26 protein-coding genes are annotated in these 19,141 nt (G+C 66.7%); 7 read left to right on the top strand and 19 right to left on the bottom strand.

All coding sequences use genetic code 11. The annotated features are described in order from the left end of the window. Positions 1 to 25 precede the first annotated feature (25 nt). From HDA39_RS36445 to HDA39_RS36430, 4 genes are read right to left on the bottom strand one after another with little or no spacing between them, the layout of a single operon-like run. Positions 26 to 1,369 (bottom strand): FAD-dependent oxidoreductase, encoded by a 1,344-nt coding sequence (locus tag HDA39_RS36445; protein ID WP_184803087.1) that lies wholly within the window; start codon positions 1,367 to 1,369, stop codon positions 26 to 28. Next, complete coding sequence (locus HDA39_RS36440) at positions 1,366 to 2,052, bottom strand: SDR family oxidoreductase (protein ID WP_184803085.1); 687 nt, start codon at positions 2,050 to 2,052, stop codon at positions 1,366 to 1,368. Before HDA39_RS36440 ends, HDA39_RS36445 begins: the two co-directional genes overlap by 4 nt. Beyond that, positions 2,052 to 2,831: a sugar isomerase domain-containing protein gene (locus tag HDA39_RS36435; RefSeq protein ID WP_202893227.1), complete on the bottom strand. Its 780-nt coding sequence runs from the start codon at positions 2,829 to 2,831 to the stop codon at positions 2,052 to 2,054. The genes HDA39_RS36440 and HDA39_RS36435 overlap by 1 nt, the downstream gene beginning before the upstream one ends. After that, positions 2,725 to 3,747, bottom strand: coding sequence for an ROK family protein (locus HDA39_RS36430; protein WP_184803081.1), 1,023 nt, complete (start codon positions 3,745 to 3,747; stop codon positions 2,725 to 2,727). Before HDA39_RS36430 ends, HDA39_RS36435 begins: the two co-directional genes overlap by 107 nt. A 158-nt stretch (positions 3,748 to 3,905) precedes the next feature. On the opposite strand from HDA39_RS36430, the gene HDA39_RS36425 reads away from it, so the two are divergent. Together HDA39_RS36425 and HDA39_RS36420 are read left to right on the top strand one after the other, a co-directional pair. Beyond that, positions 3,906 to 4,613, top strand: coding sequence for a UTRA domain-containing protein (locus tag HDA39_RS36425; protein WP_184803079.1), 708 nt, complete (start codon positions 3,906 to 3,908; stop codon positions 4,611 to 4,613). A gap of 16 nt (positions 4,614 to 4,629) precedes the next feature. After that, positions 4,630 to 5,595 carry a phosphotriesterase family protein gene (locus tag HDA39_RS36420; RefSeq protein ID WP_184803077.1) on the top strand — a complete coding sequence of 322 codons (966 nt, stop codon included), beginning with the start codon at positions 4,630 to 4,632 and terminating at the stop codon, positions 5,593 to 5,595. 51 nt (positions 5,596 to 5,646) lie between these two features. Here HDA39_RS36420 and HDA39_RS43525 read toward each other — a convergent pair whose 3' ends face one another. Both HDA39_RS43525 and HDA39_RS36415 read right to left on the bottom strand, forming a co-directional pair. Continuing rightward, positions 5,647 to 5,775 carry a hypothetical protein gene (locus HDA39_RS43525; protein ID WP_273482677.1) on the bottom strand — a complete coding sequence of 43 codons (129 nt, stop codon included), beginning with the start codon at positions 5,773 to 5,775 and terminating at the stop codon, positions 5,647 to 5,649. A gap of 41 nt (positions 5,776 to 5,816) precedes the next feature. Beyond that, positions 5,817 to 6,023 carry a hypothetical protein gene (locus HDA39_RS36415; RefSeq protein ID WP_184803075.1) on the bottom strand — a complete coding sequence of 69 codons (207 nt, stop codon included), beginning with the start codon at positions 6,021 to 6,023 and terminating at the stop codon, positions 5,817 to 5,819. 17 nt (positions 6,024 to 6,040) lie between these two features. Between HDA39_RS36415 and HDA39_RS36410 the strand changes: the two genes are divergently transcribed. Further along, positions 6,041 to 6,190: a hypothetical protein gene (locus tag HDA39_RS36410; protein WP_184803073.1), complete on the top strand. Its 150-nt coding sequence runs from the start codon at positions 6,041 to 6,043 to the stop codon at positions 6,188 to 6,190. A gap of 70 nt (positions 6,191 to 6,260) precedes the next feature. Here the strand turns inward: HDA39_RS36410 and HDA39_RS36405 are convergent, their stop codons facing one another. Next, positions 6,261 to 7,364, bottom strand: coding sequence for a hypothetical protein (locus tag HDA39_RS36405; RefSeq protein ID WP_184803071.1), 1,104 nt, complete (start codon positions 7,362 to 7,364; stop codon positions 6,261 to 6,263). A 250-nt stretch (positions 7,365 to 7,614) separates the two neighbouring features. Beyond that, on the bottom strand, positions 7,615 to 9,072 hold the full coding sequence (locus tag HDA39_RS36400; protein ID WP_184803069.1) for a hypothetical protein: 1,458 nt from the start codon (positions 9,070 to 9,072) through the stop codon (positions 7,615 to 7,617). Positions 9,073 to 9,320: 248 nt separating this feature from the next. On the opposite strand from HDA39_RS36400, the gene HDA39_RS36395 reads away from it, so the two are divergent. Further along, complete coding sequence (locus tag HDA39_RS36395; protein ID WP_184803067.1) at positions 9,321 to 10,079, top strand: GntR family transcriptional regulator; 759 nt, start codon at positions 9,321 to 9,323, stop codon at positions 10,077 to 10,079. Positions 10,080 to 10,095: 16 nt separating this feature from the next. Here the strand turns inward: HDA39_RS36395 and HDA39_RS36390 are convergent, their stop codons facing one another. From HDA39_RS36390 to HDA39_RS36380, 3 genes are read right to left on the bottom strand one after another with little or no spacing between them, the layout of a single operon-like run. Then, positions 10,096 to 10,302 carry a helix-turn-helix transcriptional regulator gene (locus HDA39_RS36390; RefSeq protein ID WP_184803065.1) on the bottom strand — a complete coding sequence of 69 codons (207 nt, stop codon included), beginning with the start codon at positions 10,300 to 10,302 and terminating at the stop codon, positions 10,096 to 10,098. After that, entirely contained in the window at positions 10,280 to 10,672 is a 393-nt protein-coding gene (locus HDA39_RS36385) for a hypothetical protein (RefSeq protein ID WP_184803063.1), read from the bottom strand. Before HDA39_RS36385 ends, HDA39_RS36390 begins: the two co-directional genes overlap by 23 nt. Before the next feature lie 2 nt (positions 10,673 to 10,674). Then, positions 10,675 to 11,643 (bottom strand): ArdC-like ssDNA-binding domain-containing protein, encoded by a 969-nt coding sequence (locus HDA39_RS36380; RefSeq protein ID WP_184803061.1) that lies wholly within the window; start codon positions 11,641 to 11,643, stop codon positions 10,675 to 10,677. Between the two features lie 256 nt (positions 11,644 to 11,899). Here HDA39_RS36380 and HDA39_RS36375 point away from each other — a divergent pair, with 256 nt between their 5' ends. Further along, on the top strand, positions 11,900 to 12,136 hold the full coding sequence (locus HDA39_RS36375) for a hypothetical protein (protein ID WP_184803059.1): 237 nt from the start codon (positions 11,900 to 11,902) through the stop codon (positions 12,134 to 12,136). 282 nt (positions 12,137 to 12,418) lie between these two features. Here HDA39_RS36375 and HDA39_RS36370 read toward each other — a convergent pair whose 3' ends face one another. The 6 genes from HDA39_RS36370 to HDA39_RS36345 all read right to left on the bottom strand — a co-directional run bounded on the left by HDA39_RS36370 (position 12,419) and on the right by HDA39_RS36345 (position 15,184). After that, a complete protein-coding gene (locus HDA39_RS36370; RefSeq protein ID WP_184803058.1) occupies positions 12,419 to 13,276 on the bottom strand; it encodes a DUF5753 domain-containing protein in 858 nt (285 codons plus the stop codon). 31 nt (positions 13,277 to 13,307) lie between these two features. Further along, the gene (locus tag HDA39_RS36365) at positions 13,308 to 13,820 is read right to left on the bottom strand and encodes a DUF6879 family protein (protein WP_184803056.1); all 513 of its coding nucleotides are present in this window, start codon (positions 13,818 to 13,820) and stop codon (positions 13,308 to 13,310) included. Then, positions 13,798 to 14,037, bottom strand: a complete 240-nt coding sequence (locus tag HDA39_RS36360; RefSeq protein WP_184803054.1) for a hypothetical protein — start codon at positions 14,035 to 14,037, stop codon at positions 13,798 to 13,800. Before HDA39_RS36360 ends, HDA39_RS36365 begins: the two co-directional genes overlap by 23 nt. A 376-nt stretch (positions 14,038 to 14,413) precedes the next feature. Continuing rightward, positions 14,414 to 14,761: a hypothetical protein gene (locus HDA39_RS36355; protein WP_184803052.1), complete on the bottom strand. Its 348-nt coding sequence runs from the start codon at positions 14,759 to 14,761 to the stop codon at positions 14,414 to 14,416. An 82-nt stretch (positions 14,762 to 14,843) separates the two neighbouring features. Next, complete coding sequence (locus HDA39_RS36350) at positions 14,844 to 15,044, bottom strand: hypothetical protein (protein WP_184803050.1); 201 nt, start codon at positions 15,042 to 15,044, stop codon at positions 14,844 to 14,846. Then, entirely contained in the window at positions 15,041 to 15,184 is a 144-nt protein-coding gene (locus tag HDA39_RS36345) for a hypothetical protein (RefSeq protein ID WP_184803048.1), read from the bottom strand. Before HDA39_RS36345 ends, HDA39_RS36350 begins: the two co-directional genes overlap by 4 nt. 270 nt (positions 15,185 to 15,454) lie before the next feature. Here HDA39_RS36345 and HDA39_RS36340 point away from each other — a divergent pair, with 270 nt between their 5' ends. Both HDA39_RS36340 and HDA39_RS36335 read left to right on the top strand, forming a co-directional pair. After that, complete coding sequence (locus tag HDA39_RS36340; RefSeq protein WP_337926044.1) at positions 15,455 to 16,759, top strand: NsdA family TPR-like regulatory protein; 1,305 nt, start codon at positions 15,455 to 15,457, stop codon at positions 16,757 to 16,759. Continuing rightward, complete coding sequence (locus HDA39_RS36335; protein ID WP_202893226.1) at positions 16,756 to 17,277, top strand: GNAT family N-acetyltransferase; 522 nt, start codon at positions 16,756 to 16,758, stop codon at positions 17,275 to 17,277. Before HDA39_RS36340 ends, HDA39_RS36335 begins: the two co-directional genes overlap by 4 nt. Before the next feature lie 35 nt (positions 17,278 to 17,312). Here HDA39_RS36335 and HDA39_RS36330 read toward each other — a convergent pair whose 3' ends face one another. Then, positions 17,313 to 18,551, bottom strand: a complete 1,239-nt coding sequence (locus HDA39_RS36330) for a hypothetical protein (protein WP_238356234.1) — start codon at positions 18,549 to 18,551, stop codon at positions 17,313 to 17,315. 115 nt (positions 18,552 to 18,666) lie between these two features. Continuing rightward, positions 18,667 to 19,017 (bottom strand): hypothetical protein, encoded by a 351-nt coding sequence (locus HDA39_RS36325; protein WP_184803043.1) that lies wholly within the window; start codon positions 19,015 to 19,017, stop codon positions 18,667 to 18,669. Between the last annotated feature and the right edge of the window lie 124 nt (positions 19,018 to 19,141).

The following is a 19,141-nucleotide window of genomic DNA, read 5'->3' as shown; positions in this document are numbered from 1 at the left end:
GCGACCCGATCGCAACAGGTGATGATCACTGCGAAACTCTCCCGTCGACGCGTGCGGAACTGGGTTGGTCGAGCAGCACGCCAGCTTCCTCGAGCGCGCGGCGCAGATCGGTGACATCCACGGCGGCAGGCGGGCGGCCGGACGAGGCCGCGAGGGCGGCCGCCGTTCCCGCCGCCTGGCCCATCGCCATGCACTGCGCCATCGACCGGACGGAGGCGTGCGCGTCGTGAGTGGCCGACAGGCACCGTCCAGCGACGACCAGGCCGGCCACGTCCCGCGGCAGCAGGCACCGGTACGGCACGCCGTACGTCAGGCCGGTCGGATCGGCGTCGCCACCGACGTACTGCCAGATCGTCGACGACCCGGCGGCGTGGTCCTCGATGGGCGCACCGCACTGGGTGATCTCGTCGGGAAAGCGACGCGCCGACAGCACATCGTCGCGGGTCAGCACGTACTCGCCGACCAGACGGCGGCTTTCCCGTACGCCGATGCGGCCGGAAACGCCTAGCAGGTAGGACTCCTCGTACCCCGGCACGCGCGCCTTCAGGAACCGCACGTACTCGTGCACCTGGCGGCGGCCTTCCCGCTCGGCCGCGGACAGCTCCCACGGGTCCAGCGGATTGACGTCGCTGACGCGGGTCATGTTCGTGTGCACGACGCGCGGGAGCACCGTGCGATGGGCCGACCCTTCGGTGCGCGGCAGGGCGAACTCCCCCGACGCGGCGGCTTCCCGCATCAGCCGGTGCAGTTCGGCCGTCGGAGTCGCGGCGAGATCCACGTTGCCCAGCCGGAAGGTCGCGGTCAGCGGCTGCACCCGCTGCTGACCGTCCGGCCGCTCCAGTGCCGCGCCCGCGCGCCAGGCGACCTCCGCGTCGCCGCTGGCATCCACCACCACGGACGCCGCGAGCCGCACACTGCCCGCCTTTGTCTCCGCGACGACCTCGGTGATCCGGTCGCCGTCCATCACGACCTGGCTGACCGTGGCGTGCAGGAGCGTCGCGACCCCAGCCTCCTCGGTGAGCTCGTCCCACACCAGCTTCAGCGCTTCGGGCTCGTACGTCACGCCGGTCCCCGCGCCATAGGTGTTGGGACGCTCGAAAGCCTGCTCCCGCGCGAAAAGGCGCTCGCACAGCTCCCAGCCGATCCCGCCGACCACGCGGTCGGACCGTCCCGGCGCGTAGAAGCCGTAGAAGGTGTCGAGCACTGCGGCGCCTGTGCCGCCCAGGAAGCCTGTCGCCTCGACGAGCAGGGTTCGCGCACCGGAACGCGCCGCGGCCGTCGCTGCAGCACAGCCGGCCGAGCCGCCACCTACCACCAGTACGTCGCCACGCCACAGCACCGGGATCTCCTGTACGCCGCTTGCGCTCATCGGAGGTGCCACCCGCCGTCGACAGGGACGACTGCCCCGGTCGTCCGGCCGGCCGCGGCCGACAGCAGCCACAGCACGACCTCGGCGACCTCCTGCGGCGTGCTGGCCGCTCCCCCGAGCGGCATCAGCTCAGTCATCCGCGCCGCGATATCCGGTGACTCCAGTGCGCGCCGCGCCATCGGGGTGTCCACCAGTCCGGCAGCCACCAAGTTCACCCGCACGCCGTCCGGCGCGGCGTCGTACGCCGCCGAACGGACCAGCGGAATCAACGCGCCCTTCGCGCTGGCGTACGCGACGGTGCGGAAGTCCCGGTCCAGCGAAGTGGCCAGCGCCGAGCCCACGACCACGACCGATCCGCCCCGCGTCAGCTTCGGAAGCGCCGCCCGCAGCAGGCGGAAGACGGATTCGTGGTTGACCCGGTGCACCTCCGCCCACGCCTCGTCGGTGCACTCGGCGACCGGGCCGTCGCCCAGCCGGCGTCCTGACATGCCGATCGCGTGGACGACCCCGTCCAGACCGCCGAGTACGTCGTACGCCTGAGCGACGGCGTCCTCGGCGCCCCCTGGCACGGTGACGTCGGTCGAGCCCACGTCGACGCCGTACGCCTGTCCTCCGGACGCGCGGATCGCGTCCCCGCAGGCGCTGCCGATGCCTCCGTCGGAACCTGCGACCAAGACACGCATCACCGGCCTCCCGCCGAAGCCGTGCGCAACGTACCGGCCGCGCGCCGGGCGAAGTCCAGGTACGCCGCCTCGAACAACTCCGCGCTGCGCTCTTCGCCGACCAGACGGGAACTGGTGATGACCGGGGGGACGATGCCGTCGGCGGCGAGCAGCCGCGCCGTACGGACCTTGATCTCGTTGACCACGGCAACGGCCGTCAGCGTGCTCACCGGGCCGATCGGCTCGTCCACGCCGTCCACGTGGCACAGCGCGTCCCCAACCGGCGAGCACAGGTCGATGACGACATCCGCATGGTCGGCAAGGCGGGTCCCGCTTGGATGACGTGGCAGGCCGGCGTTCGTCTCGGCCAGCGACGTCACGGCGATAACCGGCAGGCCTGCCTTGCGCGCACCCATCGCCAGCTCGATCGGAACCGCGTTCAGCCCGCTGACGCTGAAGACCATCATGCTGTCGTCGGGGCGGAGCCGGAAGTTCGCCAGGATCTGGTCCGCGAGCCCCTCCACGCGTTCGATGAACATCGCCTGCCGCTGCCCGTTCGCGCCGACCACCTGGTTGTGGAAGGTCATCGACAGCTCGACGATCGGGTGGAACCCGGGGAACGACCCGTAGCGCGGAAAGATCTCCTCGACCGGCATCCGGGAGTGACCGGTGCCGAACGCGTACACGACACAGTCACGCGCGATCGACCGCGCGGCCAGGACGGCGGCCTGCTCGATGGCTGTCTCCTGGGACCGCTGGACCTCTTCCAGTGTCCTCAGTGCCGCTGAGATCCAGGTCATGCTCATATCGGTTGTCTCCAGGGGTCGGGGATGCGGATGTGGGCGTCACCAGGAGCGCCGCACCGATGGCGCCGGCCCGGGCGCCCAGCTGGGCGAACCGGAGATCCACCGGGCCCACCAGCCGGGCGCGACCGGCCAACTGGGCCTCGACGGCCGGTCTCATGAACGCGAAGGCGGGGGCGACGCCGCCGCCGATGACGATGGACGTCACGCCGGTGTAGGCGATGACGTTGCTCAAGGTGGTGCCGAGCGCCTGACCGGCCTCAGCCAGGACAGTCCGCTCCAGGCCGTCCCGGTCGATCGCCGCCCGTACGACGTCCTGGGGTGTCTCGGCGTGGCCGCCACCAGCCCGGACCCGGGCGACCAGCGCGCGTCCGCCGGCGACGGTCTCGAGGCAGCCGTACGCGCCGCAGCCGCACGGGAGACCGTCGGAACGGCAGATCATGTGCCCCAGCTCGCCGACGACGTCGCCGCGAGCGTGCAGGATCCGGCCGTTAAGGGCGAGGGCGCCACCGATGCCCGTGCCCATCGTCACGAACAGGACGTCGTCGTACTCGCGTGCTGCCCCGAGCCGGAGCTCTGCGAGGGCGAAGGCGCGGGCGTCGTTGACGAGCCGCACGCGCGCTCCAGTCCTTGCCGAGAGCTTCTCGGCCAAGCGCAGGCCCGACCACTCACCGGGCAGGTTCGGCAGCAGACGGACAGCGCTTCGGTCGGTGGACAGGTGCCCAGGTACGGCGACTCCGGCGGCCTCCACCGGCACGCTGCGGATCAGGGCGGCGACCGCGGACACCACGTCCTGTGAGCCCGACTGAGGGGTCTCGCGCTCACCTTCGTCCACGATCCCGGAGGCGGGTGACCATCGCACCCACTTGATCCGCGTGCCACCGATGTCCACGCCGAGCACTGCGTCGCTCATGCTTCACCTCATCGCGGGCGGTAGTCCAGCCTGTCTAGACAGGTGACGGTAGACGGCGCCATGATCCGACGTCAAGAGCGTGATCCGAGCTGTTGCGGTCAGCGATGACCTGTCTAGACTGCCGGTATGAAATCTGCCGGAGATCCCGAGGTGGCGCGGTGACGACACGATCGATCCCCCGCCACGAAGCCGTGGAACGCCATCTGCGGAGCCGGATCGCCAGCTCGAAACCAGGCGATGCGCTGGAGTCGGACTCGGAGCTCACGGCTCTGTTCAACGTCAGCCGGATGACCGTGCGTCAGGCCGCCCAGCGCCTGGCCGACCAGGGCCTCATCTACCGCGTGCCAGGGGTGGGGACCTTCGTGGCAGAGCCCAGGGTCCATCGCGACATCGGCCGGCTCCGGTCGTTCACCGAGGAGATGGCGCGACGCGGAGCGGTCGCCGGTTCCAAGGTCCTGGTGGCGGCTCTGCGCGCCGGCACCGCCGACGAGGTGGCCGCACTCCAGCTGGCACCGGGGAGCAAGGTGACGCACGTACGCCGGCTGCGCCTCGCCGACAGCCGGCCCGTCGCGATCGAGAACGTCGTACTGCCGATGTCCTGCAGCGCCGTACTCGAAGGCGATCTCGAGCACGGGTCCCTGCACGACGCGCTACGAGCGCTCGGCGAGATCCCCACCAGCGCGTCGGGAACTCTCGTCGCGGTCAACGCTGGCGTCGAGGACGAGGAACTGCTGGCCGTCGAGCCGCGCACCGCGCTGCTGGTGGAGGAACGCCTCATTCTCGACCAGAGCGGCCGGCCCCTGGAAAAGACCCAGACCCGGTACGCCGGCGACGAGTTCGTGTTCGACGTTTCCCTGACCCGATGACGAACGGAGCCCGGCCTTGACCGAGGTCATGACGGTGCTCGGGCCGGTGGCGGCAGCCGATCTCGGATACGTCGACGCCCACGAGCACCTCTTCCTGCGCACCCCGGCACTGCCCGGTGACGAGTTCTGGGACGAGGACAAGTCCACGGAAGAGGCCGCGGCGGTCCGGGCCAGCGGGATCAGCGCAATCATCGACCTCACCCCGGTCGGCCTGGGCCGCCGACCGACCGCACTCGCGAAACTGTCCACCGACGCGGGACTGCACGTCGTAGCCGCCACTGGCTACCACCGCGCGGCCCACTACCCCGCCTGGCACTGGGCACGAGAGGTGTCCGAGGACGTGCTCCTCGACGTGCTGCTCACCGATCTCACCACCGGCATCGACGATCGCGACTGGGCCGGCCCGCGCCCCGTTTCGTCCACGATCAGGGCCGGCGTCGTCAAACTCGGCGCCTCCTACCAACGCATCACCGCCGACGAACATCGATGGTTCCGCGCCGGCGCCGAAGCAGCCCGACAGGTCGGCGTACCGGTAGCCGTCCACTGCGAAACAGGGACCGCGGCCCACGACATCCTCGACCTCCTGGCCGAGCTCGGCATCGCGGCACACCGGGTCCTGCTCTGCCACACCGACCGCAACGCCGACCTGGACCTCCACCTCGAGCTCGCCTCCCGCGGCGCGCACCTCGTCTACGACACCGTGGGGCGCATCAAGTACGGTCCCGACGCACGCATCCTGGACCTCATCGAAGGCATGGCAGCCGCGGGTCTGGCCGGCCAGGTCTGCCTCGGCACGGACGTCGGACGCCGCTCCATGCTCCGCGCGTACGGCGGCGGTCCAGGGATGGACGTCCTCGGGCGGACGTTCCTACCGCGCCTCGAACGCCGCCTTGGCCGCGACCTGGTCGACCTGGTCATGCGGGACGCTCCGGCGTCCCTCTTCTCGAGCACACCGCAGGCCGCTCGCGCCACGCCCGGGTAACAACAGGAGGAGGGTGGGCCTGCTGAGTGTCACCGCCCCCGCACCAGCGGGTCACACCTTGCGCGCCACGAACACGAACTCCCGCCCCGGCCGGTCCGGCGCCTCCCCTACGTCGACCGCCGCGAACCGCGCCCCCGCCAGCGACTCCTCGACCGCGTCCCGGTACCGGAACCGCGACATCGAGTCAGGATCCATCCTCACGGCGGCGTTTCACATAGTGCTCAGTCGCGCGGTGAGATGCGGGTGCTGTTGACGGCCGCGAGGAGAAGCAGTGCGGCGGCGGAGGCGAGGCTGACGCGCAGACCGGTGAGGAAGGTGCCGGGGTCGGCGATGAGGGCACCGAAGACAGCGATGGCAACCGCTCCGCCGACCTGACGGAAGGTGTTGAAGACGGCGCTGGCCGTTCCGGCGTCCCTCGGCGGGAACACCTTCGAGGACGACCCCCGTGATCGAGGGCATGGCCGAAGAACCGCCTGCGCTGACCGGGATGATCCACAGCGCGGTGATGATCGGCGACTCCAACGGTGCGGTGAACAACAGCGCCAGAAGGCCGGCGGTCATTGGACTAAGGCGTTACCTAAACTGCAGGTTCTGACTGAGCAAATTCACTGCAAGAACCCACGGGTGCCCAACCGACAACCGCACGGACACCAGAACCTCGTCGCTCAGAGCGCCGGACCCGAGGTCGTCGGGGGTTCCGGGTCGCGTGGCTCGATGGCTGGTCTCGCCGCGCGGAGGGTTGATTTGGTCCTTTTGAGCTGCTGAACCTCATGTGCCAGTGCCACAACATCCAAACCTAGGCGCCTCGAGATCCGCGCCAGCTCTTTGTCTTGCGCGTCAGCTGGCGACCGCAACACGACCCGGGCGATTTCGCGCAAGGTTGCAGCGCGGGTCATCTCCTGATGACCGGGCGCCCTCTTCTCCACCTCCAAGTCGATCACCAGGCTTGCCAGGGGCCGGCCGAACTGCAACGCATCTCTCAGAATGGACGGATCATCGTCGGCAAGGTAGGGCGTCCTTGGGTCCCGGTCCCGAGGTAGGTCCGCGACGGAAACCGTCGTGAATTCCTTGGCCAGCAGCGGCAGCATCCGTGCCGATGCCTGGCGGTCGGCCTGGCCGTTGCCTAGTGCAACGACTACCGTGTCCGAGGTGGCATAGTGCCGTAAGGACGCTGCTTGGAGTGGCGATAGTGATGTTCCGTGGACAGCCACACCCGCCCAGGCGCCGATCTCACCGATAGCTCTGAGGGCCAGTGCGGCCATCGGCCCGTTGACGATCACTGGGACTGCTCCGTCGGCCAACTCCTCTTGCTGTTCGGCGACGCCAATTAGTGTCTCCGACTTCCGATAGAACGAAGACTCCGGAGTGTCCAGGTAGGTCGCCTCTGTTCGGCGGCGGCCGACGAATCCGACTTCGGCCAGTACCGAGTCCCGTACCGCGAACATGAGACAGTCTCTGAAGCGATCGATCAGGTGCCCGCTGTCCGCAGCAACAGCAAGGCCCGATCCAAGAATGACCTCATCGCTGAAGGCCGACTGGCGCAGCCGCTCTACCAGCTGATCCGGCTCATCAGGCGCGTAGCCGATCCTCCAGCCGGCATCAGCCTTCCCCGCAGGGTCAAGTCCGTGCCGCTCGAGGTGCGCTGCAACCCACTTCCCGGGTCTCTCCATCAATCGACCGCGATAGAACACCTGCGCGTCACGGTACACATCCAACATCTGCAACTGATCGGGGATCGAACTCCAACGATCTGACACGGCGATCACCACCTCCGGCAACTACCTTCCGCCGGAAGCGGCTGCCGATGAACCCGGATCACGTCATCCAGGACACCCTGAACCAACTCCTCCACCCGGGCCCTCAGCCTGTCCAATCGAACGAGCTCCAGCACCGAAGGGTCCTCTCGTGACTTCGCGACGTTTCAGTTGCGTCTGCTGTTCATCAACGCCAAGGACCGTCTCGTGGGGCCTCGTCGTGGCAACCGCGCGCCCGGACGGCGGAGAATTTCCTCGCTGTCAGTCAGGTTTCTTGGTTGCGGTCGAGGCTGGCGATGTAGCTGAGGGCCAGGTCGAGGCCCATGGTGGATAGCAGTCTGCTGCGTGGCTGGGCGATGCCGCCGGCGCCGACCGCCGAAAGTTCGGTGCAGCGTTTGTGAAACCAGCGCCAGGGGATGTTGAGGTAGCCGGCGAGTGCCTCCAGGCGGCGGGCTGCCGTTGGCTGGTTGATGATCGAGTGGCTCGCGGCGGCTGCGGCGATTTCGCGGTAGACGGCTCGGCGTGACGGTGGGGCGCTGGCGTCGACGTACCAGACGCTGGGCGCGCGGAGCCAGTTCGCGACGATGGCTTCTCCGCCGAGGACGAAGTCTTCGACCTGGGCGTGGTCAGGGTCGGTGGTGACGTCGACGGTGATCTGGAACGCTTCCATCAACGCGATGGCGAGCAAGAGGGCGATCCGCTCGTACCGTGGCGAGTTCTTCACCTCGTGCTCGGGGAAGCAGAACGCGCGTCGATGATGCTTCAGGGCCTTGCAGATGGCTCCTAGGAATTGGATCTTGTGGGTCCAGATCAGCCAGCACGACGCCTCCTCGCCACGTTGCTCCCGGCTCCAGAACACAGGTGCCGAGGTCAACCGGTTGAGGTGGCGCAGGACATGATCCGCGCAGAACCGAGAACCCAGCCAGCGAGCCGAGAGTTCATGGAGGTCCGGCACCTCACCGAAGGTGAGACTGGAGGACGGGAGTTCGCCGTAATGGCTCAGATTGGTGCGGTAGTGGTCGAGCGCGTAGTCGTCGGAGAGCAGCGCCGCGTCGGTGTTGGTGATCATCCACAGGATGGCGACGGTGAGGTCGTCGAGGACGTTTGCCGATGGGAGGTAGCGCGTGCGGTCGGGCCCTAGCGGCTTCTGGCCGAACTGACGGCCGTCAGCGACGTGGTACCACTCCTCACCCTCGGCGCCGGTTACGGCGACCACGGTGGATCGTCTATCCGGCCGGATCGTCGCCTCGTCATCGAGCGAAGAGACCGCCAGCCGGTCCGGCCCCGCCCGTTCGGCCGGCCAGTAGTGCGCCTCGAGGTCGAGACCCGAGAACATTCGACCACCTGGCACCTCAAGCTGTCCGAAGTCGATCTGGCCAACCGAACCTGTGCCGTTCCGCTCGGTCAGGTCGGCCAACGCCATGGCCTTCGGCGCAGGAGTTCGGAGCTGAGCGGGCTCGCCTTCCGAAGCGCGCCGGTTCTCGAAGCCCAAGGCCGCGGCGTCGGAGGCACCAAGCACCTGGCAGAGAGCATCTCGGGCATGCTGCCCCGGCCAGGTGTACCAGCCTCGCTCGTAGTCAGAAATCGACTTCGCAGTGATCGCGCCGTACGACCCGGTCGCACGCAGGATTTCCTCGTTCACGAGCTCAGCCAGGCGAGCCTGCGAAAGCGCACCGCGCGCCTGCTTCAAGAGCAGATTGGGCCGGCGCGCGTCCCTGATCATGGCGCGCCAGCACCCAAAGGGTTCTGACCGCGGCCGGAGGCTGACCGGCCTGTGCCGAAACGTCGCACCGCCATCACATCTTCTTCTCTCACCGGATCGGATCCTGCTGATTCAAACGCTTGCTGTACCAGTCGATCCAGATTAACTGGCATCTACCACTGGTACAACCAGTTGTCTCACCACTGGTTAACCACCTATCGTGAGCTTGAGGAGTATCCGGTGCGCCAGTCCACGAGAAGGGAGTAGCTGTGGGCGAGAACAAGACGACGGCAGACAAGATGACGTACGAGCGCGTTGCCGACGTGCTGCGCGAGCAGATCAAGTCCGGCCAGCTTGCGCCTGCCACCGTCCTCCCGTCGGAGCGCCAGTTCGCGGAGACCTACGCAGTCACCCGCGAGACCATCCGGCGAGCGATCGCCCAGTTGCGCACCGAGGGACTCGTGCAGGTCCTCCACGGCAGAGGCGCGTTCGTTCGCCGCCCCGGAGACTGGCCGACGCAGACCTACTCCCGCACCATCACCGTCGACGGCGACGGCAACTACGTCGACAGCGAATCGACCGTCGGCGAATGGCGAGACATCCAACCGCCTCGCATGTACCAGACCAACGCTGAAGCCCCGTTGGCGCTCGCATTCGGTGTTGCCCAAGGCACCGTTTTCCACGCGTCCGACCGGGACCTGGAAAACCAGACGGGAACCCGAATCTTCGTCAGAAGCTACCTGCCTGACTTCGTGGCAACGCAGTTCCCCGACCTTGTCGACGGCGCCTATGTCTCAGCGCGGCAAACCTACGCGGCGGCCCGCAACGCCGGCATGCAACTCGACTTCGACGACTACGTCGCCGCCCGCAACCCCACCCCGGACGATGCGCACTCACTTCGCATCCCCGACGGCATACCGATGCTCATCACCCGACGAATCGTCGCCAGCGAAGGCAAACCGATCATCATGCAAGAGACCCACCGCAGCGGCGAGGAGACGCAACTCCACTACCGACCGAGCATCTAGCTTCGGCACGGCGCCATCAGTCTGCGCTGGCCTCCGCCTCTTTCAGCTCTTCCTTCCACGCAATGACATCGGCCGGGTCGTACCGAAGGTGGCGGCCCATCCGGACAGCCCGCGGCCCGTAACGTCGCCTCCGCCAGCCGTAGAGCGTCCACTTCGGGATCTTCAGGTACGCCGCAACGCGGTCGATGTCCCAGAGCGGATCACGGTCCAACTCGCTGTTCATCTTCGCCTCCCTGCTCTGAATCAGCAGACTGCCCGCGGCTGCGTCGCAGCACCCTGGCCTGCCGCGCTGGGGTGTGCGGCGAAGGCTCGTCAGACCTGATCAGCCGTCGCATCTCCTTGACCGGCAGCCCGAGAATCTCCGCGGCCGCCTCTGTCGAGCCGCAGACCTTCGAGAGCTCGACGGCCTCGCGCACCGAAGCCGCTTCGCTCGCCGCGACCTTCTCGTCGTGCCGCTCGATCGCGAGTTCCCGCGACCGCTTCGCTCGCTCCAGCGCGATCCCCGCCCGAACTGCGCGACCTGTCGCCGCTTCGATCCGCGCCTGACGCTGCCGCGCCCGCTTGAGCGCGGCGACTCGCTCGCTTCCACCCATGCTCAGATTCCCGGACCATCCGGCGCCGGCGCATCAGCACCGGGCACAAGACTCAGATGCCTGACCGGGGGCTTCCGTCCGGCGAGGACCCCGTACGACGAGGTCAGGTCGATCAGCTCTCGCGTCATCCGCAGAACTCGCTCGCCACTCCTTTGTACCACCCGCTCCGGGTGTGCCTTGTCAACCGAAGCAGCCCACCCAGCGACGTACGGGAAGCTGTCGCCGTCGGTCTCCAGACCGTGATGTGCCAGGAGAATGAAGGCGACCGACTCGGCCTCGACCTCGCGCATCCCCCGGCACATCACGCTGCCGGACGCCGCAACAGCATCCGGATCGTGCATCCTCATGTGCGCGACCTCATGCGCCAGAGTCGAGACTGCAGCCGCCTCACTGAGCGAATCGGACACCACGATCCGACGCGCCTCGAAATCCGTGAAGCCGTCGCCGACCGAGCCCTTGATCGGCTCCACCGAAAGCCGGAACCCCTCGCCTTCAACACAGGTCGCCAACCCCTCCCACAACCCTGTCGGCGCAGGACCAACCAGGCGCGCAGAAGCTGGTGGCTTCGGCAACGGCTCACCGTTGGTCTGCGACACATCCCAGACGTAAGCGACCCGAAAGCCGACCAGCCGTCGCCCAGGCCGCCTCTTCGCCGTCTCCGAGTCGTCGGCCAGGTCGAGGTCAACGCGCCTGGCGATCGCGCCCTTGTCGTCGACGACCTGCTTCGACCGGGAGAAGACCGGCGCGAAGACCCGGATCGCCTTCTCCCCCTTCGACACGTTCCGGCCGAGGTGCTTCCAAGTGCTCCACCCACCAACCAGAGTTGCATCGGGCCGCTGCGCCGCGATCAGAATCGCGTTCCGGAAGCTGTGCTCATGAAAGGCCGTCGCCGTCTTGAGCCACCGCTTCCAGTCATCCGCCGTACGGAGCTTGCGGATCTCCTCGATCAGCATCTCGTGCAACGAATCCACAGTCGATGCCGGAACCTCCGTCTTTCCTGAGTCTGCACTGTCCATGACAGCTCAACGGCCGGAGCGCGGTCGACATGATCACGGCGTCCCAGATCCGCAGAACAAGATCAGCTGTTCTGGCCATCGTGAACTGTCGGACGATGCTGTGCCGGGTAGGCACGGATGGCTTACCGCCGCGCACAGTTGAGTTTCGGTCCGCCGCTACCAACGCCGATGCGAGTCACGAAGCCGCAGGGCCGGGAGCATAGGAAGCCGCATGGGCAGTGATGACCCGGGCGCCACTCGCCCGCTCGAAGATGCTCTTCATCTGGACGGGCGCCCCGAGCACGGCCAGGTGCAGCACGCTCGGCAGGATGACCACGCGAACCTCGTCCCGGATGACGGCGCGCAGCATTCGCTCGAAGGCGATCGCCCCTACGGCATTCCGGCTGTTCCGGTATCGCTGCTCTGGCAGATCTTCCTCAACGAAGATGCCAGCGAGGTCGTGACCTGACTCCTCAGCGAACTCAGCGATCCGCTCCTTATTTCGATTCACTTCGGACTCGAAGAGGAGTAGATCCTTTCGCAGGTAGGCGTACGCCCGCGGTCGGCGGTCAGACTTCCCGTACTCTGGCGTGCAGATGCACGTCAGCGAGTAGCACGTCGCCGAGACGTGAACGCGCTGACCGTCCCTTGAGCGTGCACCTGTTGCCATGAGCCGACGCTATGAGAATCGGCATCGTGTCCTCGACGAACTTGCTCGAACTTGCGAGCGCCCACTGACTAGGAAGCCAGTCTATTCGGGTAAGTCGGCCAGTGCTGAGCTGATCAGGCTCCGGGCAGCAGGGCCGTACACGGCGAGCTGAGCAAGTGCCGTGAACGTCTCGCTATACATGCCGACTTCACGTGGTTGCGTAATCGTCAAGAAGCCCGAGACGAGTTCGACGTTTGCTTGAGCGTTGTCGAAGATGTAGAAGTCCTCGACCGGCCACCGCGGTGATCGGTCGACATCGGCGGGAATCACGCCGACGCTGACTGACGCCAGCCGCATCACCTCGAGGACGTGCCGGAGTTGTCCGCCCAGTACTACCGGGCCGCCGACTTGGTAGTGCAGGGCGGCTTCCTCCAACACGAAGGCGAAGGTGTGGCCGCCCTGCGTGAGGATGCGCTGACGGTCGATGCGCTCAGCAACGGTTGCGCCGATGTCGTCGACCGCAACGCGCCGGCGGTCACGGATCGAGGTCAGTACGGCGGTGGTGTAGTCCGGGGTCTGAAGGAGGCCGGGCAGCATGCTCTGGCAGTAGGACCGGTACTGCTTGGTGCGGTCGTAGAGATCGCGGACGGCGACGTTGAGATGCCGTAAACCAGTACGCTCGGCCCGCCGCCAATCCAGCCACATCGAGTCAACTGATCGCAGTTCGGCGATGAGTTCGGGCACGAGGTGGGAGGCTGAGCAGGTCGCACACCAACCGCGGATATCCGACTCGGACGGCTGCTGCTTGCCGTGCTCGATCTTGGAGACCTTGGCCTCATGCCAACCAGCGGCGGCGGACAGCGCTCGTGCGGACAGTCCTGCATCGAGCCTGATGTCGTGCAGTCGGTCAGCAAGCGCCTGACGGGCGCTTTGGGCACTTGAGGATTGCGAAGCAGGCATCCAGATCGATCACGACGAAGTGGCAGGTCACCTACAGGGTAATGGAATAGAGCTCATGATCGATGCCGAGTTCCCATGCCGCCGCGAACGCCAAGAGACACAGCTCCACCGTCTCCGGGCCGGCACTCACCTCGTTACCGACGAACCGCCCGTCACCCGCGAAGAGGCAGAACTGCACCGTAGCCTCGTCGAAGATCCAGGCGTCGTTGCCAGGCAACGCGATCGCTGAAACACGCGAGCGTGGCACCCAGCGAACCATCTCGCCTCCGGCGACATTGACCGCGGCAGTCACCGCGTGCTCGAAGGCGATGTAGTCGGACATTGGCTCACTGACGACCCTGATCCGCTTGATCTCGACACCGCGGGCCGTGGCCGAGCTGGCCGTCTCGGTCCAGCCGGCGTACTCACGGATCGCCTGGTCCACGTTGCCTGCCCGCCACGCAAGGTAGGCGGGGTCGTCAGTCATGTACTGGTCGCGGAACTCCAGCTTCAACGCGGTCTTGGTGCTGCTGGCAAGCAGCTCATCGAACGACGGCTCCGGCACGGCATGCCTCCAAAATCATCGCGACCATCCTGGCGGGCAACTGCACCACAGACTCGGTATCAGCGAGTCCGCTGTCTTCTGAGAGACGAGCCAGGATGGCCGGATCGCTCACCGTCTCACCCTGGAAGTAGAAGTCGCCAGTCTCCTCATCGCGGAAGACCGCCGGACAGTTGTTCCCCGGGCATCCAGGGTCCTTGCCGTAGAACTCTATCGTCATGATGACCTCCCGTATCGAGTACAGCGTCGTGGGTGGTGCTGGCCAATCATCGGGTGGACTTCGCCCGTGGCCAAGCCTTTGCAGGCACCAGAGCAAGTCTGCGCAAGTTGCTTGCGCAGAGATCAGCCGATGCCCTCCTGCCATTCCCGGAGTGCGTCAACCCCTCCGGTGGGAGGTTGGAACGGCTGGCGCGGGCGGCCTCGCTCTCCACGTCGCGCCAGCCGGCCTTGAAGGTTCCTGCCTGAGTTCGGGGCCCGGTTTGGGGGAACTGGGGCTAACTCAGACAGGAACCGTAGAGCGGCGGAACCGGTGGGTGTGCAGCGATCTTCTGCACGTGAGGGGCTGAGGACGACGACTCCCCACCGATTCCGCCAGTTCATGGGGTGTGGGTGATGTTCGAAAGCGGCGGCAGGATGATCCGAGCCCCCGTCTCCTGTTCGAACCTGCGCTTCACCTGCTGGGTGTCACCGAGGAGTCCCAGATGCCGAAGGCATGGCAGAACGATCGCGGTGACCTCGTACCGGTTCACCGATGCCACCAGTGCTTCGTAGGCCGCGGGTGCGCTGTCGGCTTCCTCGACGTACACCGTGCCGCGGGTGAAGCCCTCGAGTTGCGCGAACTGGCGCAGCTCCTCCTTCATCGTCTCTACCTGGTCGTCGGTGATGTAGAGGTCGCGACGGGCGTAGCCGAGCATCAACGGCCTGGTGTAATCAACACCGCTCACCGCTCCTCGTCCATCCACCGGCGAAATCTGGCGAGCAGCCGTTCCCAGGACCGGGACCACCAGCCCCGTCGGTGCTGGCCGATCACGTGTGGACAGCATCTTCATCCACCGCCGGGACGGCCGGCTCGATCGTCACACGGAGGCTGTAGAAGCGCCGCGTCATGGCCGCCTGATAGCGAACAGCCTCTGCCGGCTCGGCGGTGTAGTCCGCGATGACGTGCTCACCGAACCACACGCGCACGCGACGATCGCTCGGGTGCGGCGTCTCCGTGAGAGCGCTCATTCGCCGCGCACCTCCTCGACGATCTCGCGAAGCATGCAGGCGTAGAGCATGGTTGCCACGGCGTACCCGGTGATGACCGGCCACGGACTCTCCAGCAGCTGCATCATGGTCGCCTCCTCCATCTCGTTGTCGTGTTTCATCGAGTGGATCACTCAGCGTCAGCGCTTGGTAACCTGATGAAGTGGTGAACGGTGCGAAGTCCACCGAAGGAGGCGTGAAGGTCGTGAAGGCAGCTCCGAGCGACCGGGTGCGGGCGGATCCGGCCATCCCAGCGCCCCATCACGGCCTACGGTGGAATCGTGAGGAGCGGAACGAAGGCACCCCAGGTGGCTGATGCTCGTATCCCCCCGAAGTCCCTCGTCGAGGCGTTAGGCCTGGTTAGCTGGGGTCCACGGGATCTCGCCCGCGCCGTGAACCAGTGGTTGACCCGGCGAGGGCGGTCGGCTGAGCGCATCGACATCACGGCGGCATACCCGTGGGTTCGCTCGAACTACTGTCCGCACGGATCCATCCCGGAGGTTGTCGCCACGGTCCTCACCGATCAACTCGGTAGCTACGTATCAGCCGAAGATCTGTGGCCGGGTAACGCGCGAGCTCGGCGTACGACTGCCCGCGCTGCTGAGCTGGGGGCCGAACAGAATCTCGACGGTCTCGTGCGCTCCCTCGAGCAGCTCGCCAGCGGATCGCGCCTGCTGCCAACAAGTGGTCCGGACTTGGTGGCAGCCGTCCTTGACGGCATTCAAACGACGATTGAATCGATCCCGGCACAGTCCAAGCCAGATCGGGTGATGACGCCGCAGACGGAGCTGATCGCCGCCCACGTCACCGCGCTTCGCCACTTGGACGATCGCCAAGGCGGCGGAGCGTTGAGCCTGCGCTACGTCACCCATGAACTTGCCGGCGTACTCGATCTCGTGCGTAGCGCCAGCTACGAGCCCGAGGTCGGCCGTGACCTGCTGACCATCGTGGCCGACCTGGCGCAGCTCGCAGGCTGGATGCAGTTCGACGCCGGCGAGACGACCATCGCGCAGCGATATCTCCTGCTCGCCATCCGCGTGGCCCGGGCTGCCGGAGACGACGGACGGATGGTGAACAACGTCGGCATGCTGACCTACATCGCTGCTCACACCAGCCAAGGCGCGGACGCGCTCCGGATCATCGACGCCGCGAACCGCGTACCGACGTCGAGTGACTTGCTCCGCGCTCGCACAACCGGCCGCGCAGCAACAGCTCACGCCAGCATTGGCGATCTGGGGGCATTCCGAGCAGCGGCCGATCGGTCACAAGAACTGTTGGCCTCGGCCACAACCGACGAACTGTCGCCGTACCTGTACTACCTGAGTCCCGACCAGTTGTCGGCCGAAGCGGGATACGGCCTGCTGACCATTGCCATGCGCACGGAGCTGTACCGGCAGCCACTGCTCAAGCAGGCGGTCGAGCTGCTGACGCCGCTATCGAGCATCGGCGACGATCCGGCATATCAGCGATCTGCGCTCCTGCACGGCTGCCAACTGGCCCGCGCCTACCTGCATCGACGCGATCTGGAGGCCACCGTCGAGACGGCGCGCGTAGCACTTGGCCGGCTGTCCGAGGTGCAGTCAGGTCGTTGCGTCGCATCGCTGCGCGAGCTGCGGCGGAGTCTGGCGCAGCGCCGACGTGCTGCCGTCGTCGCAGACTTCCTGCCCGAACTGGATGCGGCTTTGGAGGGCCGGTGACAACAACTCCGCCAGCCAGCGGCGACCGACCGCCCGACGGCAAAAGCGCTAGCGCACCAATCGACCTGCAAGTGCGGAACTACGACGATCCCGACGCTCAACTCCTCGTAAAAGCGCTCTACGCGGAACAGCTCGACACCTACGGCTTTGCCGACTCACCCGACTCGGAGATCGTCGACGACTATGGCCAACCGTCGGGAGTGCTTCTCGTGGCCTACTCACCATCCGGCCAGCCTGTTGGGTGTGGTGGCTACCGCACCTACGACCAGGTGGCCCGTGTGGCGGAGGTGCGCAAGATGTTTGTTGCACCCGAGTACCGCGGGCATGGGTTGGGGTGGCAGATCCTGCGCGAGTTGGAGCACCGAGCCGTCAGCCACGGCGCTCGTCGGATCTTGCTGGAAACCGGGGCGCTGAACTACGCAGCCATTCGCTTGTACCTGGCATCCGGCTACCAAGCCATCCCGCCGTACGTACCTGGGCGCCGAGAGACCAATCGGGCGTTCGTCAAGACGCTGTGATCGAGCCGCCAGGCCGACCGTCGTGGGTGCAACGTTCATGGCAGCTCAACCGCCGGACTTGTGTCAGGTTGATCATGGCGCGGCCGTACAACTCGACGACGCGCGCGGATCGGTTCCGGCCGGGCGACCTTCATGGGGACCTCAGACCGCATCGGCCGGCATTCCTCGTCGGTGCCTGCCAGACTCCGACACACCTGTGCTGCCTCTGCGAGTAGCTCCGTGACCGAGGTCAATGGTTCGGTCAGCCTGGTCATGAAGGCAATGCGCTCGGCCACCAACCACGTTCGCTGGCGCCTCCCCAGCGGCACGGCCGTCGGCAGCTCGTACGCCGGATCAACGCGGATCGCCTGGATTCGGGGGACGAACAGCCGTCGTGCAACAACGAGCTCGAACACCGCCCGCTTCTGCATCGCGGCTACCCGGTGGGCAGCGTGAACGAGTTCATCAGTCGCCCTGAGGACAGCAATCGCAGTCCATCGATCCGGGACCAACTCCGCAGGCGGTCGCAGCGCGCCCCCGGGAAGACCGACGGTACGCCGGATAGCGCTGTGTAGCTCTGTGAAGGCGAACTCCCCGGGCAGCGACGTGATACCGCCCAGGTCTGAAACGTGGCGGTTCCACGCAGCAGCGGTTCGCATCGAGGCCTCATCGCTTCGGTGCAAGGCGGTGGTCGCTGTTCGCAGTTTCGCGACGGCCGCATCTCCGAGGCCCACGTGAGGTGCACACGTGCCCACAGCTCTGATGAGATAGCGAGCATGGCTGGCCGCCGTACGGACCTGGGCCGTCATCGATCGAAGGTCCCGGGTCAGCATGTCCTGCACGGGGATCTCCTCGTGCAGGCGCTGCCATTGCGCCGCCGCATACGCGATCTGCTCGAATGTATCGGCACCGATGGCCGGCATTCCGGTCGTCAGGCCGCCAAGAGCTCCCAAGCCCTGAGTGTCCCTCTGCGCTGCGACGGGCTCGAGCACATTGAGCGTCGACTCCAGCTGCGCTGCCAGCGAGCGCTGCTCGACCGCACGACGCCCCTTGCCGGCGGACGTCATCACGGCCAGCGCAGCACGAGCGGCGATCGATGCGACGTCCGCTACCAGGCCACGAGCTGCGGTCAGCGAATCACGGTCGCGGAGCACAGCGGCGGTGACTGTGTCCGAGCCCACGAGCAGGTCCGAGGCGGCCCCTAGCGTTTGAGCTACAGCCATCAGTGCGGGATCTCCGTGAGATGTCGGTTGCCCGATGTCCTGGATCTTGAGCTCGTGCTGAAGCTGTGCCATCTGCCGCCGAGTCGCCGCCAGCACCGCGGACCACCCCACAGCACATTGCCGCGGATCCGGGCTGACACGGCCGCCGGCGTCTTCGGCCCGGCGACGGGCAACCGTCAAAAGTCCCTCATACGTCGCGCGCATCCGCAACCATCCGGATGTCCTTCGCCGCAGACCTCAGCGCGTCAGCCAGCGCCAACCGCCAGCTGAGACCCTCGACCGATACTTCGAACCCATCGACCAGCCCGGCCGCCTCGTCGAACAGGCCAGCAGGGTCATCAGCCAGCTCTCCGACGTACGACTCGTACGGCGTCACGCCCAGCAGCTCGCAGACGCGGTAACGGCCGAAGGCGGTCATCGCCCAGAACCCATTCGGCGCTCCCCTCTCCAGAGCCTCGACGCTCGCCTCGGCGCGAGTCACGAGCTCGACGACCTCCGAACGCTCCTGGTCGTTGCTACCCGGCATCGTGTTGTTCAAGGTGCTCCCACTTTCGTCACCAACAGGATTGGCCGATTCGTGGGCAGAACGGGCGACGATCTAGAAATCTGTGGATAACTAGCCGCCGACACCTCGCCGCGCGGGGTGCTGCCCGCGCGGCGGG

Source organism: Kribbella italica (assembly GCF_014205135.1).
GTDB classification, from domain to species: Bacteria; Actinomycetota; Actinomycetes; order Propionibacteriales; family Kribbellaceae; genus Kribbella; species Kribbella italica.
The sequence above is the reverse complement of the archived record's forward strand: the minus strand, read 5'-3'. Positions and strand labels throughout refer to the sequence as shown.